The sequence below is a fragment of the Pantoea phyllosphaerae genome (genome assembly GCF_051025595.1).
Lineage (GTDB): Bacteria > Pseudomonadota > Gammaproteobacteria > Enterobacterales > Enterobacteriaceae > Pantoea.
In genome coordinates, this window is record NZ_JBPFDE010000001.1 from 265561 (window position 1) to 281134 (window position 15574).

Below are 15574 nucleotides of genomic sequence, written 5' to 3' on the forward strand. Positions count from 1 at the left end.
CCGGAAGCCTTTTTTTACCCCACCAGCAAATCCCCGCTCCTCACCTCATCTTCCCCCGCCAGCCTGACCACCAGCATCCCCGCCGTCGCAAACTTCGTCCAGTGCCGCGCATAAAGCACGCCGCCGAACTCCGCCACCAGCGGCGTAACACTGTCAGTAACCGGATCTACAACTTCCGCCACCACTTCGCCCGGACGGATATGCGCGCCCAGCTTCTTGCGATGCAGAATCAGCCCCGATACCGGCGAGTGAATATACTCGCACGCAGCCAGCGGCGTAGCGGGATGTTTAAGGGCAGGGGAAACCGCGCCTGCGCCTTCAGTATGACGCTGCTTAATCACGCCGCTCTCTTCCAGAACGTCCACCGCTTCCAGCGCGCTGGCCGCCGCGTTGCTCTCGGTCATGCCGGCGATATCCTCGGCATTGGCCGTCACCAGCGCCAGCTCGTCGCCGCCAATGACCGGCGCCGCCACTTCCGCCGACACCGTCGGGCTTTCCGCAGCAATATAGCCGCTTTCGCGCAGCGCATTGATAATCGCCTCCGCATCCTGCTCCGCCTGGTCGGGATCGACGTCGCGCACGCCGCGCAGCTCCAGCGTCACCGGCAGCAGGCCGCGCGGCATCGGATACTGGTCGCCAAAGCGCTGCGCCAGCGTCAGCCAGGGTTCACAGCAGGCTTCATCGAACGGCTCGCCGCCGGAAATCTGCGCCAGCAGCTGCACTTCGCTGCCGAGCCAGCGCGCCAGCGGCTCAATGTCCGGCCAGGCGTGCGGCGTGGTGTAGAGGTGGGTCAGGGCTTCCCAGTCGCAGTGCAAATCAATCATCAGATCCGCCTGGCTTGCCATGCGCATCAGCGTAAAGCGCTGCGCTTCCAGCTCGGTTTTGGCAATCACATCACGATAGTGGCGATCGATAGCGTCGCGGATCAGCCGTTTATTGTCGCCTTCGTTCGGCGTCAGCGATCCCGCCAGCTCTGCCGCCAGCTTCTCGCCCAGCGCGGGGAAGCGTCGGTTGAAATCCTGGCCCGACTCGCTGTGAAAACGTCCCAGGTGGGTGCCGTGCCAGTGCTGGCTCAGCGCCAGCGGGTTGGCCACCGGCACCAGCGTAAAGCCGGCGCGCAGCCTGCCAGCGGACTCCAGCGCCATCAGCTTCTGCTTGAGAAACCAGGCGACCGCCATGCCAGGGATCTCATCGCCGTGCAGCGACGCCTGGATATAAACCTGTTTATATTTTTCTTCGCCGAAGTGGAAGCTGACGATTTCGCGCTGCGTGCCCAGCGAGGCGCTGAGAAGGGGGTGATGTTGTTGATGCATAGGGCGCTGATTGTCCTTTCATTTAGAAGAGGGCGCAACTGCGCCCAGGAAATGAAGAAAAGTATAGTGCCGAATCAAAGCGGGCGACCACCTGGGTCGCCCCAGACTACTGCTGAATTGAAATATCGGTCGCGAAATAGCGCTTCTGAATCTTGTCGAAGGTGCCGTTCTTTTTGATTTCGGCAAAGGCGCTGTCCAGCGCGGTTTTCAGCTCGCTGTCGCCTTTACGCAGGCCGATCGCCGTTCCCGGACCGATAATCGGATCCTGCACAATCGGACCCGCCAGCTCGAAATCTTTGCCCTGCGGATGTTTCAGGAAGCCCATCGCCGCCTGCGCAGCATCGGTGAATACCGCATCAAGCCGTCCTGAGATCAGATCGCTCTCCACCTGCGCCTGGTCGCCGTAAGGCACCACGTTGACGCCGAAGGGCTGCCATTTGGCGCGCGCGTAGCGCTCCTGCACCGTGCCTTGCTCTACGCCGACGGTTTTACCCTTCAGCGACTCGGCGGTCGGCAGCAGACCCGAGCCTTTACGGGCAATCAGCTGCGTATGGGTGTCATAGAGCGGCACGGTAAAGTCAATCTGCTTCAGGCGCTCTTCGGTAATACCCATGTCGGAGAGGATGGCGTCGAACTTACGCGCCTTGAGCGCCGGGATCATGCCGTCGAACTGGCTCTCCACCCAGACGCACTTCGCCTGCATCTGCTGGCAGAGGGCATTGCCAAGGTCGATATCGAAGCCGACCAGCTTGCCCTGCGGCGTTTTGGATTCAAACGGCGGATAGGTCGGATCGACGGCGAAGCGCACCTGATCGATTTTTGCCTGCGCGCCAAAGGCGCAGCCTGCCAGTAGGGCGGTCATCAGCGCGTTGCGCAGACGTGAGAAGCCAGGAGTAGTCATAGTCTCTTCTTTTATCGTGATGTTGAATAAAGCAGAGTACCCGCCAGCGACTGTGATGACAATTACTGGATTATTTTCACTACGTTAGCATTGCAGAGCCGGCGGTAATCCTCAGTGTTCAATATCACCGACCTGTCGAGCCGTCCGGCGTTAAAGGCGAGCTCGCTAAAGCGCTCAAACAGCAGCGGATCGACCACCAGCCTGAGATCGGGATGAAACGAGAAGGGCGGAATGGCGCCGAACACGCAGCCTGTCAGCGACTCGACCTCAGCCGGACTGGCGAGCGAGGCGCGCCGGCCGCCGACGGCCTCAGCAACCTTACTGAGATCCGCCTGCTGATCCGCAGGCAGCACCGCCAGCACATGCTGTTTGACGCCGTTGCCTTTGACGTGACACACCAGCGCCTTCGCGCCCTGGCCAACGGCGGTGCCGCGGATCGCCGCCACCGCTTCGCATTTGCCGGTCGCCTCATGGCTCATCAGCTGATAGCGCGCCTGATGCTGTTCCAGCAGGGCAATCAATTTTTCATGGGTGGTCATACCGGATCCTGAAACGAAAAGAGAACCATGCTGCTCAACGTCCTGCACCTGTCCCAATGTTGAGCAGCATGGCGCACCGCTATTTATGCCGTGCGCGCAGGTTGTTGATGATGGCGCTGAGGTCGAGATCCTGGTCCTGCAGCAGCACCAGCAGGTGATAGAGCAGGTCAGAGGCCTCGTTGGTCAGCTCAAAGCGATCGTTTACCGTCGCCGCCAGCGCGGTTTCAACCCCTTCTTCGCCGACTTTCTGCGCGATGCGCTTGGTGCCGCTGGCGTAGAGCTTAGCGGTATAGGAGCTGGCCGGATCGGCACTTTTGCGCGACGCCAGCAGCTGCTCCAGCTGATGCAGAAACACCCAGTCAGGTGCGGCAGGCGAAAAGCAGCTTGAGGTGCCGCGATGGCAGGTCGGCCCGATGGGGTCCGCCAGCACCAGCAGCGTATCGTTGTCGCAGTCTGGCGTAATGCTGACGACGCGAAGAAAATGGCCGGAGGTTTCGCCCTTGGTCCAGAGGCGCTGTTTGGTGCGCGAAAAGAAGGTAACGTTGCCGTCGCTCAGGGTTTTCGCCAGCGCGTCCTGATTCATATAGCCGTGCATCAGCACTTCGCCAGAGACGTTGTGCTGCACGATAACGGGCATCATGCCCTCGGTTTTGACCCAGTCAAGCTGGGCCAGCTGTTCTTCAGTTAACACGCGCGAATCTCCACTCCGTTCTCTTTCAGGAAGCTTTTCAGCTCGCCGATATTGATAATTTGCTTATGGAACACCGAGGCGGCCAGCGCGCCATCGACGTTCGCCTGCTCAAAGGCGTCCAGGAAGTGTTGCACAGTGCCCGCGCCGCCTGAGGCGATGAGCGGCACCTTACAGACATCACGCATCTTCTTCAGCTGCACCAGATCGTAGCCGTTGCGCACGCCATCCTGGTTCATCATGTTCAGGACAATTTCACCTGCGCCGCGCTTTTGCACCTCTTCGACCCACGCCAGGGTTTCCCACTGGGTGACGCGGGTGCGCGCCTCGTCGCCGGTATACTGGTTAACGTGATATTTGCCGGTGGCTTCGTCGAACCAGGTATCGATGCCTACCACGATGCACTGCACGCCGAAGCGATCCGCCAGGCGGGTGATCAGCTCAGGATCGGCCAGCGCGGGGGAGTTGATGGAGATTTTGTCGGCGCCGAACTCCAGAATACGTGCCGCGTCCTCTTCGCTTTTGATACCGCCCGCCACGCAGAAAGGAATATCGATCACTTCCGCCACGCGTGACACCCAGCTTTTGTCAACCACGCGGCCGTCGCTCGAGGCGGTGATATCGTAGAACACCAGCTCGTCCGCGCCTTCCTGCGCATAGCGCTGCGCCAGCGGCACGATGTCGCCGATGATCTCGTGATTGCGGAACTGGACGCCTTTGACGACCTGACCGTCGCGCACGTCAAGACAGGGAATTATGCGTTTTGCCAGCATGCGATAGCCTCCGAAACCGTGAATTTACCTTCAAGCAGGGCGCGTCCGACAATGACGCCTTTAACGCCGCTGCCGCGCAGCGCCGCGATATCCTCAATGGCGCCGATGCCGCCGGAGGACTGAAACGCAATGTCGGGATAGCGCGCGGTCACTTCCTGATAGAGCGCGACGTTGGAGCCGCTCAGGGTGCCGTCGCGCGAGATATCGGTGCAGAGCACATGCTTCAGGCCGACCGGCTCAAACCAGGCGATAACCTCTTCCAGCGTGACGCCGGCCGCTTCCTGCCAGCCGCTGATGGCGACCTCTTTGCGGTTCGCCGCGTCGATACGCACGTCCAGCGCCAGCACGATCGCCTCGGCGCCAAACTCGCTGAACCACTTTTTCACCTCTTCCGGCGCTTTTACCGCCGTGGAGCCGACCACGACGCGGCTGGCGCCCGCATCCAGCAGCGCTTTCACATCGTCGCGCGTGCGGATGCCGCCGCCGACCTGCACTACGGCGTCGACGCCGTTAAGCAGCGTTTGCAGCAGCGGGATCTGGCGCTGCGCCGGATCTTTCGCGCCGGTCAGGTCCACGAGGTGCAGCACCGTCGCGCCCTGGCTGGCATAATCCTGCAGGCGTGGCAGCGGATCGCTGCCGTAGTCGCGCTGCTGGCCGTAATCGCCCTGATGCAGACGCACCACTTTGCCGTCAATCAAATCTAACGCAGGGATAATCATCACATCTCCAGGAAGTTTTTCAGCAGCTGCGCGCCCGCTTTGCCGGAACGCTCGGGGTGGAACTGCACGCCGAAGAAGTTATCTTTCTGCACTGCCGCGGTGAACGGCTGGCCGTAATCGCACTGGGCGATGGTGCTGGCGTTGACCGGCATGGCGTAGCTGTGCACGAAATAGAAATAGCTCTCTTCGTCGATGCCGCGAAACAGGTGGTTGCCCGCCTGGGCGGTAATCTGGTTCCAGCCCATATGCGGCAGCGGCAGGCCGCGCGTATCCATCAGACCGCATTCGGCGTCGATAATGCCAAGGGTGGGGATGCCGCCGTTCTCTTCGCTGCGGCTGCCGAGCAGCTGCATGCCGAGGCAGATGCCGAGCACCGGCTGGGTGCAGGCTTTGATCAGGTCGACGAGGTCGCGCTCTTCCAGCTGGTTCATCGCCGCGCGCGCGGTGCCGACGCCCGGCAGAAACAGCTTGTCGGCGCGCAGCACCACGTCAGGATCGCGGCTGACGTCGGGCGTGTAGCCAAGGCGCTCTACCGCCCACTTCACCGAGGAGAGGTTGGCGCAGCCGGTATCGAGGATCACCACGTTCATTTACAGCACTCCTTTCGAGCTGGGCAGGGTGTTGCCCTCAACGCGGATCGCCTGGCGCAGGGTGCGGCCGAAGGCTTTAAACAGGCTCTCCACGCGATGGTGATCGTTCTTGCCTTTGGTTTTCAGATGCAGGGTACTCATCATGGCGTAGGAGAGCGAGCTGAAGAAGTGCTCGACCATCTCGGTGCTCATATCGCCGACGCGCTGATAGCTGAACTCCGCCTTGAACTCCAGATGCGGACGGCCGGAGATATCGAGCGCGCAGCGCGCCAGGCACTCATCCATCGGCAGCACAAAGCCGAAACGGCCGATGCCGCGCTTGTCGCCCAGCGCCTTCAGCAGCGCCTCGCCGAGCGCCAGCCCGGTGTCTTCGATAGTGTGGTGATCGTCGATATAGAGATCGCCTTTCACCTCGATATTCATGCGGAAGCCGCCGTGCACCGCGATCTGGTCCAGCATGTGGTCGAAGAAGCCGACGCCGGTATTGATTTTGCTGCCGCCTTCGCGGTCCAGCCACACCTCGGCGCGGATCTGCGTCTCTTTGGTGTTGCGGTTGACCAGCGCGTGGCGGTCGCGTTTGGTCAGGCGCGCCTGAATCGCGCCCCAGTCCTCGCCTTCGCTGCCGAAGCGGATGCCCTGGATGCCCATATTCTGCGCCAGCTGGATATCGGTCAGCCGGTCGCCGATCACATAGCTGTTCGCCACGTCGATGGCGCCCTCTGCCAGCCAGGCCTCGACCATTTTGGTCTTCGGCTTGCGGCAGTCGCAGTTATCTTCCGGCTTGTGCGGGCAGATCAGCACCTCGTCGAACTGGATCCCCTGCGAGCTGAACACCTGCATCATCAGGTTATGCGGGCCGTCGAAATCCGCCTGCGGAAAGCTGCTGGTGCCCAGTCCGTCCTGGTTGGTGATCATCACCAGCCGGTAGCCGGCGCTTTGCAGCGCCAGCAGCGCCGGGATGACGTTGGCTTCAAACGCCAGCTTCTCCAGGCGATCCACCTGAAAATCTTCAGGCGGCTCGGCGATAAGGGTGCCGTCGCGATCGATAAAAAGGGTCTTCTGGCTCATGCTCTCTCCACAGATAAAGCCTGTAACGCGGCGATCAGGCGCTCGCACTCTGTACGCGTGCCGATTGAGATGCGCAGGCATCCCGCAAGGCCCGGATTTTTGTTCTGGTCGCGCAGAATAATGCCCTGATCCCACAGGGATTTAAACACCGCAGGCGAATCGGTAAAGCGCGCCAGAATATAGTTGGTCTCGCTCGGGAAGACCTGCTGCACCAGGCTGAGCTGCGGCAGCTGCGCCAGCAGCCAGGCGCGGCTGGCGTTCAGCTCGGCGACGTGCTGGCGCATCAGCGCGATGCCCTGGTCGCTCAGCGCCTGCCCGGCGACGTCGGCGACCGGCGTCGCCAGCGGATAGGGCGCAATCACCTTCATCAGCAGATCGATAACTGGCTTATTTGCCAGCGTAAAGCCGCAGCGCAGCCCGGCGAGCGCAAACGCCTTCGACAGCGTGCGCAGGATCACCAGGTGTGGATAATCTTTCAGCCAGCCGCTCAGCGTCGCCTGCGGACAGAATTCAATATAGGCTTCATCGGCCACCACCAGCGCTTTTCCGGCGGTCATCTCGAGCAGCGCGCGGATATCCTCCTGATCGATCAAGTTGCCGGTCGGGTTGTTGGGGCTGCACATATAGACCACTTTCACGCCGTCGAGCTGTTCGGCGATAGCCGGCAGGTTGAGCTGCCAGTTCTCGAGCGCCGGTACGGTGCGGTACTCAATGCCGATGGTTTCCGCGCTGACGCTGTACATACCGTAGGTCGGCGGGCAGAACAAAATGGCGTCTTTGCCCGGCTCGCAGAAGGCGCGCATCACCAGCTCAATGCCCTCGTCGGCGCCGCGGCTCACCAGCACCTGCTCTGGCTGCAGTCCGGCGTAGGCGGCGTAGCGCTCAATCACGATCTTCGGCTGACACTCCGGGTAGCGGTTCAGCGTCTGCTGCGACAGCTCAAAGGGCACCGGCAGCGGAAATTCGTTGGCGTTGAGCCAGACGTCGCCGTTGCCGCCGAGGCGGCGCGCGGACTGGTAGGGCGTCAGGGCGCGCACGTTGTCGCGCGCCAGCTCTTCAATATTGCGGCTCATGCCTGCTCCTCTTTCAGCGCGGCGACGCGCAGGGTAACGGCGTTTTTATGCGCCTCCAGCTGTTCGGCGGCGGCCAGGGTCTCAATGGTGGCGGCGAGGTTGAGGAAGCCCTGCGGCGTCAGCTCCTGCACCGTCATGCGCTTCTGAAAATCAGCCAGGCCGAGGCTGGAGCTGGTGGCGGTGTAGCCGTAGGTCGGCAGCACATGGTTGGTGCCGGAGGCGTAATCGCCCGCCGACTCCGGCGACCAGTCGCCGAGAAACACTGACCCGGCGCTGGTGATGGCGTCCACCAGATCGCGCGGCTGGCGCGTCTGAATAATCAGGTGCTCCGGGCCGTACTGGTTGGAGATCGCCACGCACTCCTCCAGGTCGCCCGCCACGATCAGGCGGCTGCTCGCCAGCGCCTGGCGCGCGGTCGCGGCGCGCGGCAGCGCCTGCAGCTGCGCCTCAACCGCCTCAGCCACCTGCTGCGCCAGCGTCAGCGACGGAGTCAGCAGGATCACCTGCGAATCGGGGCCGTGTTCCGCCTGCGACAGCAGATCGGAGGCGACAAAGGCGGGCGTTGCCCCTTCGTCGGCGATCACCAGCACTTCCGACGGACCGGCGGGCATATCGATCGCCGCGCCGTCGAGACGCTGGCTCACCTGGCGTTTCGCCTCGGTGACGTATGCGTTGCCCGGCCCGAAGATCTTATCGACTTTCGGCACGCTCTCGGTGCCGAAGGCGAGGGCGGCAATCGCCTGCGCGCCGCCGACCTGAAACACCTCTTCGACGCCGCACAGCTGTGCCGCATAGAGGATCTCGTCGGCGATGGGCGGCGGCGAGCAGAGCGCCACGCGGCCGCAGCCGGCGATGCGCGCCGGAGTCGCCAGCATCAGCACGGTCGAGAAGAGCGGGGCGGAGCCGCCCGGAATATAGAGGCCGACCGAGCGCACCGGCCGGGTGATCTGCTGGCAGCGCACGCCTGGCTGGGTCTCGACATCCACCGTCGCCAGCTGCTGCGCGTTGTGGAAGGTTTCGATATTGGCGACCGCCACGGCCATCGCCTGCTTCAGGTCGTCGCTGAGTCGCGCGCCGGCGGCGGCAATCTCGGCGGGCGTGACGCGCAGCGCCGCTACCTGCGCCTTGTCGAAGCGCGCGCTAAAGGCGCGCAGCGCCGCGTCGCCGTTACTTTTAACCTCATCCAGCACCTCGCGCACCGTGGCGCTGATGGCGTCGGAGGCGGCGATGGCCGGGCGCTGCAGCAGCGCCTGACGCTGCGCCTCGCTGCACTGCTGCCATTCGACGGGTGTCATAAAGGCCATGGCTTACTCCATCATCTTTTCAATTGGCAGCACCAGAATCGAGCTGGCGCCCAGCGCTTTCAGTTTTTCCATGGTTTCCCAGAACAGGGTTTCGCTGCTGACCATGTGCATCGCCACGCGGCTCTGGTCGCCCGCCAGCGGCAGCACGGTCGGACGCTCGGCGCCGGGCAGCAGCTGGATCACCTCTTCCAGACGGTCGCTCGGCGCGTGCATCATGATGTATTTCGATTCGCGCGCTTTGATCACGCCCTGGATGCGGGTCATCAGCTTGTCGATCAGCTCCTGCTTCTCCGCTGCCATCTCGCCGTCGCGCTGGATCAGCACCGCTTTCGAACGGTAGATCACTTCCACTTCGCGCAGGCCGTTAGCCTCCAGCGTGGCGCCGGTCGACACCAGGTCGCAAATCGCGTCGGCCAGGCCAGCGCGCGGCGCGACTTCCACCGAGCCGTTCAGCATACAGGGTTTAAAGTTAAGGCCTTTTTTATCGAGGTACTGCTTCAGCAGGTGAGGATAGGAGGTGGCGATGCGGGCGTTATTCAGGCACTGCGGGCCGCTGTACTCTTCGTCCACCGGCATCGCCAGCGACAGGCGGCAGCCGCCGAAGTCCAGACGGCGCAGGGTGAAGTAGCGCGGATCTTCGCCCTGTGCGCGGCGCGTCAGCAGCTCCTCTTCCAGCACGTTCTCGCCGATAATGCCGAGATCCACCACGCCATCCATGACCAGACCGGGAATATCGTCATCGCGCACGCGCAGGATATCGATCGGCATATTCTCTGCGAAGGCGATCAGACGCTGCTGCTGCAGGTTAATTTTAATGCCGCAGCGCGCCAGCAGCTCGCGTGAGTCATCGCTTAAACGGCCAGATTTCTGCATAGCTATGCGAATTCGCTTGTTATCTAACATCGGTCCTGTCCTCTGTTTCATTCCTGTCTGAAAAGGTATTGCGCCAGCCCATAAAAAAACCCCCGGAAGGCGATCTTCCGGGGGTTCTCTTTGCGTTCGCACCACTGGAAGATCTGAATGTCTCCCAGCACACATCGCCTGAAAGACTAGTCAGGGTGATGGTGATGATGATGGTTGAACTGAACGCGTGTCATAATCTATTCCGTTGCTGAATGCGTATTCATTTGCGTGTTGATTAACCTAGCGAAGATAGCGGCGATGCGCAACCCTTTTTTAACCTTTGCGATACGACAGCGTGGCGCACTAAGATGGACGGCAGTGAGTCACGCGCAGGAGTCAATATGAAGAAGGTCGCAATTATCGGTCTGGGATGGCTGGGCATGCCGCTGGGGCTGGCGCTCACGGCACGCGGCTGGCAGGTCACCGGCAGTAAAACCACGCTGGACGGCGTCGAGGCGGCGCGCCGCTGCGGCATCGACGCGGTGCAGTTGCGGCTGACGCCGGAAATCGAGTGCGACGCCGAGGATCTCGCCCGGCTGCTGGCGGTCGACGCGCTGGTGGTCACCCTGCCCGCCAGCCGCACGGCGGAAGGCGGCGAAAGCTATATGCAGGCGGTGCAGAACGTGGTGGACAGCGCGCTGGCGCAGCAGGTGCCGCGCATTATCTTTACCAGCTCCACCTCGGTCTACGGCGGCGGCAGCGGCGTAATGAAAGAGAACAGCGTTCTTCAGCCGGAAACGGTAGCGGGCAAAACCCTGACCGCGCTGGAGAGCTGGCTGCACGATCTGCCCGGTACGCAGGTCGACATTCTGCGGCTGGCGGGGCTGGTGGGGCCGAGTCGCCATCCCGGCCGCTTTCTGGCGGGAAAAACCGGGCTGGAGAACGGCGCGCACGGCGTCAATCTGGTGCATCTGGATGATGTGGTCAGCGCCATTACTCTGCTGCTGCAGACGCCGAAAGGCGGGCGCGTCTATAACCTCTGCGCGTCAAAACATCCGTCGCGTGCGACCTTTTACCCCGCGGTCTCGCGCCAGCTGGGCCTGACGCCGCCCACCTTTTTGCCCTCAGCGTCCGGCGACACCGGCAAGCTGATTGACGGCTCGCGCATCTGCAACGAGCTGGGGTTCGAGTACAGCTACGACGACCCGACAAAAATGCCGCTGGAATAGGGTGGCTCAGACGCCAAGCCGGTCGCGCAGCGCATACCAGGCGGCGCCCATCGCGGTCAGCGGCACCTTAAAGCGCCGCCCGCCGGGGAAAGGCAGGTGCGGCAGCTTCGCAAAGGCGTCGAAGCGTTCCGCATCGCCGCGCAGCGCTTCGCAAATCAGCTTGCCGGCAAGGTGCGTGCAGGTGACGCCGTGGCCGCTGTCGCCCTGCATAAAGTAGACGTTGTTCTCCAGCCGTCCGAACTGCGGCAGCCGTGACAGCGTCAGCAGGAAGTTGCCGCTCCAGCGGTAGCTGAAGGAGAGATCGCGCAGCTGCGGAAAGGTGCGCAGCAGTTTGGGGCGGATCAGCGCTTCAATGTCGCCGGGCTCGCGCGCGCCATAGACCACGCCGCCGCCGTAGAGCAGCCGGTTATCCGCCGTCAGGCGGAAGTAGTCGAGCAGGTAGTTACAGTCTTCGACGCAGTGATTATTGGGCAGCAGCGCCAGCGCGCGATCGCGGCTCAGCGGTTCGCTGGCGAGGATCTGCGATCCGCACGCCATGCTGTTGCGCGTCAGGCGCGGCTCCAGCTGCGAGGGCAGATAGGCATTGCCGGCAAAAAGCACGAAGGTGGCGCTTACCTCGCCGTGCTCTGTTTTCACCCGATTGGGCGTGCCGTAGGTCAGCGCCGTCGCGGCGGAGCCTTCATAGATGCGCCCGCCGTGACGGCGGATCGCCTCCGCTTCACCCAGCGCCAGGTTGAGCGGATGCAGATGGCCGCCGCGCCGATCCAGCAGGCCGCCGACGTAGCGCTCGGTGGCGATTTCGCGCCGGATGCCGCGCTCGTCGAGCAGCTCCAGATGGTGATTGCCATACTTTTCCCACAGTTGCTGCTGGCGGCGCAGGTGATTCATCTGGCGCGGGTTAAGGGCGGCGAAGATATTGCCGGGCCGGTAGTCGCAGGCGATGGCGTAACGGTCAATGCGGTCGCGAATGATCTCCGCGCCCTCGAACATCATGCTGCCGAGCATGCGCGCGCTCTCTTTGCCGTAGCGCTGTTCGATGACGTCCACGTCGCGGCTGTAGGAGTTAACCACCTGACCGCCGTTGCGGCCGCTGGCGCCGAAGCCGACGCGCGCCGCCTCCAGCACCACCACGTCATAGCCCGCCTCGGTGAGGTAGAGCGCGGCGGAGAGGCCGGTAAAGCCCGCGCCGATCACGCAGACGTCGCACTGGATGCTCTCCTGCAGCGTCGGCCAGGGCGCATGGTCGTTGGCGGTCGCCGCGTAGTAGCTTTCAACATGTTTCATCTCAACCTCCTGCCTGCGAACTGCTCAGAAATTAGCGGGCGTATGGGCGCTGACGATACGGCAGGGCTGCGCCGAGAGATTGGTGAAGCTGTGCGGCAGCCCGGTATCGATCACATAACTTTCGCCCGCGTTAAGGTGGTAGCTTTGTCCGTTGACCACCAGGGTGATCTCTCCCTCCAGCAGTGTCCCGGTCTCTTCGCCCGGATGGCGCAGCTTTTCCCCGGTGCTGGCGCCGGGCTGATAGGTCTCAAGCAGCATGCCGAGCGAGCGCTTCGCCTGCCCGTTGTCCACCAGCTTCAGCGACACCCCCTGGCTGCCGATCTCCACCAGATCGGCTGGCCTGACGATCACCTTCGGCGCGTCATGGTGTTTGGGTTCGGAGAAGAACTCCGACAGCGACAGCCCGTACACCTTCAACAGCTTTTGCAGCGTGCTGACTGCCGGACTCACCTTGTCCTGCTCAATGGTGCTGATGGCGCTATGGGTTAAACCTGACAGTTCAGCGGCGCGGCGCTGAGACAATCCCAACTCTTGCCGGATTTGCGATAAGCGTCGTCCAGGCGCCAGAGCGGCATCGTTCATGGTGATTTTTCCTCGTGATAGTGCTGTGCGGCGTGGATAAACCCCGCGAAAAGGGCGCGGGAGGCGTCGTTTTGTTCCGGCTGCCATTCGGGATGCCACTGCACCGCCAGGGCGAAGGGATGGTGGCGCAAGCTGACCGCTTCGATCAGGCCGTCCGGCGCGCGCGCCTCGATGCGCAACTGCGGGCCTGTTTCGCGGATGCCCTGATGATGCAGCGAATTCACCGCCCGCATCGCGTCGCTGCCCAGCAGAGAGGCGAGCAGGCCGTCCGCTTCGGGAAAGATGTCGTGCGCCAGGGCGTACTGCTCATTTAGCGGCAGCGTCGGCGCGGGATGATGTGCCAGCCCGGTTTTGCGTGCGTCGAGATCGCGCCACAGCGCGCCGCCGTTGGCGACCACCAGCTCCTGCATGCCGCGGCAGATGCCGAACAGCGGCATCCTGCGGCTGGTGGCCCAGGTAATAATAGCGAAGGCGAGCCGGTCGCGGCCGGGATCGGCATGCGGCTCGCTGCCCGCCTCGCCGTAGTGCCAGGGTTCGACATTGCTGGTGCTGCCGGTGAGCATCACGCCGTCGAGCCTCTCCAGCGCCTGCTCCAGCAGATGCGGCGTCGCGCAGAGCTGCTGGGGCAGGGCAAGCGGCACGCCGCCCGCCTGGGCTATCGCCGACAGATATTTGTTATGCACCGACTGGGTGAGATGGCCATCATGATCAATCTGGCACATCGCTACGCCGATCAAAGGGTTGTTAAAAATAATGCCCATTTCACTCCTCGACTCGCTGTTCAAAAAATTCACCGATCGGGCCCGCAGCGGGTAAAAACGTGCAATATTTTTTCAATCTAGCAATGCGCTGTTTGTTTCTCAAACAGATTTGTTACATTTGCACACTTTTTGTGTTGGCGCTATGTTAGAGGAGTGGCTGTTATTTTGAGCATTGCGCAAACCAATCAACGGTAGAAGGCGGGTGGGATATGACGAACCTCGTGGAAGTAGAAGACTTCACGCGTCACAGTGAAGAGAGACGAACCAGCGCGTTCCAGCTTGAAGTGAAAAACTGGCTGGAACGCCACCCTGAAACGCAGTATGTCGATATTTTATTAAATGATTTAAACGGCGTCTTTCGCGGCAAACGTATTCCAGTAACCGCGCTGGCGAAGCTGGAAAAAGGGTGTTATTTCCCCGCCTCGGTTTTCGCTATGGATATCCTCGGCAACACCGTCGAAGAAGCTGGCCTCGGGCAATCTCTCGGCGAACCAGACAACCTCTGCATGCCGGTTCCCGGCACTTTAGTTCCCTCCGCTTCCGATCCTGCGCACATCGCCCAACTGCTGTTGACCATGTGCAACCAAGATGGCACTCCCTTTGACGTTGAACCCCGTAATGTCCTGAACCGGCTGTGGCAGCAGCTACGCAACCAAGGACTTTTTCCGGTGGTAGCGGTAGAGCTGGAGTTCTATCTGGTCGACAAGGCCCGCGACGCCGAGGGCTATATTCAGCCGCCGTGCGCACCAGGCAGCAGCGAACGCAATATGCAGAGCCAGGTCTACTCGGTGGATAATCTCGATCACTTCGGCGCGGTGCTGCGCGATATCGACGCGCTGGCGCGCCAGCAGAACATTCCCGCCGACGGCGCGCTGGCGGAAGCGTCGCCCGGCCAGTTTGAGATTAACCTGCACCACACCCGCGACGTGCTGAGCGCCTGCGACCATGCGGTACAGCTAAAAAGGCTAATCCGGCAGGTGGCGGAGAACCACGGCATGACCGCCACCTTTATGGCCAAACCCTATGAAGAGTACGCGGGCAGCGGCATGCACGTGCATATCAGCATGCTGGACGCCGCCGATCATAACGCCTTCGCCACTGATGACGGCAGCGACTCGCCGCTGCTGAAGCGCGCACTGGCGGGCATGCTCGACCTGATGCCCGCCTCGATGGCGCTGCTCGCCCCCAACGTCAACGCCTATCGCCGCTTCGTGCCGGACGCCTACGTGCCGCTGCGCGCCTCCTGGGGCCATAACAACCGCACCGTGGCGCTGCGTATCCCCTGTGGCGATGTGGAAAACCACCGCGTCGAGTATCGGGTCGCAGGCGCGGACGCCAACCCCTATCTGGTGATGTCGGCGATTCTGGCGGGTATTCTGCACGGTCTGGACACCGCGCTGCCGTTGCCGCAGCCGGTGCAGGGCAACGGTCACGAGGCGGAGGGCATCCCGCTGCCGGTGCGCCAGAGCGAAGCGCTGTTTGAGTTTGAAAGCAGCTTTCCGCTGCAAAAACTGCTGGGCGAACGTTTCGGTGCGGTGTGGCACAGCTGCAAGCGCCACGAGATGATGCAGTTTGAGCGGCTGGTCACCGCCACGGAGATTGACTGGATGCTGAAAAACGCCTGAGAAAAAAGTCGCTATACTTATCAGCGGGTCTTGTGTTTTTGCATCACTTTAGGGCAGAATACGCGGCCTGCAAAATTCCGAATATAACCGATGCTTTTAAGAGCCTCGGTTATTTTTTTTGCATGTACTTAACCGATTTGCATGAGGCCGGGCACGCCCGGATAGATACACGTTAAAAAACGCGCAAGCGTACGAACTGAGGAAACAAAGATGGGGATGTTATTCATTCAGCCAGCCCGCGCTGGCTCTCGCTTCCGTGATGACTACGGCGCCGTGCAGGCT

General features: G+C 62.1%; 17 protein-coding genes and 1 other annotated feature. Of the genes, 2 read left to right on the forward strand and 15 right to left on the reverse strand.

Annotation, left to right across the window (positions count from 1 at the left end; translation table 11 throughout):
* Nucleotides 1-14: 14 nt before the first annotated feature.
* From ACR6A7_RS01125 to hisL, 12 genes are all read right to left on the reverse strand, one after another.
* Nucleotides 15-1313: a succinylglutamate desuccinylase/aspartoacylase family protein gene (locus tag ACR6A7_RS01125; protein WP_434122910.1), complete on the reverse strand. Its 1299-nt coding sequence runs from the start codon at nt 1311-1313 to the stop codon at nt 15-17.
* 106 nt (nt 1314-1419) lie between these two features.
* Nucleotides 1420-2214 (reverse strand): ABC transporter substrate-binding protein, encoded by a 795-nt coding sequence (locus ACR6A7_RS01130; protein WP_434122911.1) that lies wholly within the window; start codon nt 2212-2214, stop codon nt 1420-1422.
* Nucleotides 2215-2276: 62 nt separating this feature from the next.
* The gene (locus ACR6A7_RS01135) at nt 2277-2753 is read right to left on the reverse strand and encodes a YbaK/prolyl-tRNA synthetase associated domain-containing protein (protein ID WP_434122913.1); all 477 of its coding nucleotides are present in this window, start codon (nt 2751-2753) and stop codon (nt 2277-2279) included.
* A 79-nt stretch (nt 2754-2832) separates the two neighbouring features.
* The gene (hisIE, locus tag ACR6A7_RS01140) at nt 2833-3444 is read right to left on the reverse strand and encodes a bifunctional phosphoribosyl-AMP cyclohydrolase/phosphoribosyl-ATP diphosphatase HisIE (protein ID WP_434122914.1); all 612 of its coding nucleotides are present in this window, start codon (nt 3442-3444) and stop codon (nt 2833-2835) included.
* On the reverse strand, nt 3438-4214 hold the full coding sequence (gene hisF, locus ACR6A7_RS01145; protein WP_434122916.1) for an imidazole glycerol phosphate synthase subunit HisF: 777 nt from the start codon (nt 4212-4214) through the stop codon (nt 3438-3440). Before hisF ends, hisIE begins: the two co-directional genes overlap by 7 nt.
* Nucleotides 4196-4933, reverse strand: a complete 738-nt coding sequence (gene hisA / locus ACR6A7_RS01150; protein ID WP_434122917.1) for a 1-(5-phosphoribosyl)-5-[(5-phosphoribosylamino)methylideneamino]imidazole-4-carboxamide isomerase — start codon at nt 4931-4933, stop codon at nt 4196-4198. Before hisA ends, hisF begins: the two co-directional genes overlap by 19 nt.
* Nucleotides 4933-5523 carry an imidazole glycerol phosphate synthase subunit HisH gene (gene hisH / locus ACR6A7_RS01155; RefSeq protein WP_434122919.1) on the reverse strand — a complete coding sequence of 197 codons (591 nt, stop codon included), beginning with the start codon at nt 5521-5523 and terminating at the stop codon, nt 4933-4935. Before hisH ends, hisA begins: the two co-directional genes overlap by 1 nt.
* Nucleotides 5524-6591 (reverse strand): bifunctional histidinol-phosphatase/imidazoleglycerol-phosphate dehydratase HisB, encoded by a 1068-nt coding sequence (gene hisB, locus ACR6A7_RS01160; protein ID WP_434122920.1) that lies wholly within the window; start codon nt 6589-6591, stop codon nt 5524-5526. It abuts the gene before it with no gap.
* Entirely contained in the window at nt 6588-7664 is a 1077-nt protein-coding gene (gene hisC, locus ACR6A7_RS01165) for a histidinol-phosphate transaminase (protein ID WP_434122922.1), read from the reverse strand. The genes hisB and hisC overlap by 4 nt, the downstream gene beginning before the upstream one ends.
* Complete coding sequence (hisD, locus tag ACR6A7_RS01170) at nt 7661-8968, reverse strand: histidinol dehydrogenase (RefSeq protein WP_434122923.1); 1308 nt, start codon at nt 8966-8968, stop codon at nt 7661-7663. The genes hisC and hisD overlap by 4 nt, the downstream gene beginning before the upstream one ends.
* Nucleotides 8969-8971: 3 nt before the next feature.
* Entirely contained in the window at nt 8972-9871 is a 900-nt protein-coding gene (gene hisG / locus ACR6A7_RS01175) for an ATP phosphoribosyltransferase (protein WP_434122924.1), read from the reverse strand.
* 50 nt (nt 9872-9921) lie between these two features.
* Nucleotides 9922-10042: a sequence feature (His leader region), on the reverse strand.
* Nucleotides 10018-10065, reverse strand: coding sequence for a his operon leader peptide (gene hisL, locus ACR6A7_RS01180; protein ID WP_100396937.1), 48 nt, complete (start codon nt 10063-10065; stop codon nt 10018-10020). Its footprint overlaps the feature before it by 25 nt.
* A 147-nt stretch (nt 10066-10212) precedes the next feature.
* Here hisL and ACR6A7_RS01185 point away from each other — a divergent pair, with 147 nt between their 5' ends.
* Nucleotides 10213-11040 (forward strand): SDR family oxidoreductase, encoded by an 828-nt coding sequence (locus ACR6A7_RS01185; protein WP_434122925.1) that lies wholly within the window; start codon nt 10213-10215, stop codon nt 11038-11040.
* A 6-nt stretch (nt 11041-11046) separates the two neighbouring features.
* On the opposite strand, the gene ACR6A7_RS01190 is transcribed toward ACR6A7_RS01185, so the two are convergent.
* The 3 genes from ACR6A7_RS01190 to puuD are packed head-to-tail and all read right to left on the reverse strand — an operon-like array spanning nt 11047 to nt 13667.
* Nucleotides 11047-12324, reverse strand: a complete 1278-nt coding sequence (locus tag ACR6A7_RS01190) for an NAD(P)/FAD-dependent oxidoreductase (protein ID WP_434122926.1) — start codon at nt 12322-12324, stop codon at nt 11047-11049.
* A gap of 24 nt (nt 12325-12348) precedes the next feature.
* Nucleotides 12349-12906 (reverse strand): HTH-type transcriptional regulator PuuR, encoded by a 558-nt coding sequence (gene puuR, locus ACR6A7_RS01195; RefSeq protein ID WP_434122927.1) that lies wholly within the window; start codon nt 12904-12906, stop codon nt 12349-12351.
* Nucleotides 12903-13667 carry a gamma-glutamyl-gamma-aminobutyrate hydrolase gene (gene puuD, locus ACR6A7_RS01200; RefSeq protein ID WP_434122928.1) on the reverse strand — a complete coding sequence of 255 codons (765 nt, stop codon included), beginning with the start codon at nt 13665-13667 and terminating at the stop codon, nt 12903-12905. Before puuD ends, puuR begins: the two co-directional genes overlap by 4 nt.
* A gap of 209 nt (nt 13668-13876) precedes the next feature.
* On the opposite strand from puuD, the gene ACR6A7_RS01205 reads away from it, so the two are divergent.
* Nucleotides 13877-15292 (forward strand): glutamine synthetase family protein, encoded by a 1416-nt coding sequence (locus tag ACR6A7_RS01205; RefSeq protein ID WP_434122929.1) that lies wholly within the window; start codon nt 13877-13879, stop codon nt 15290-15292.
* Nucleotides 15293-15574 lie beyond the last annotated feature (282 nt).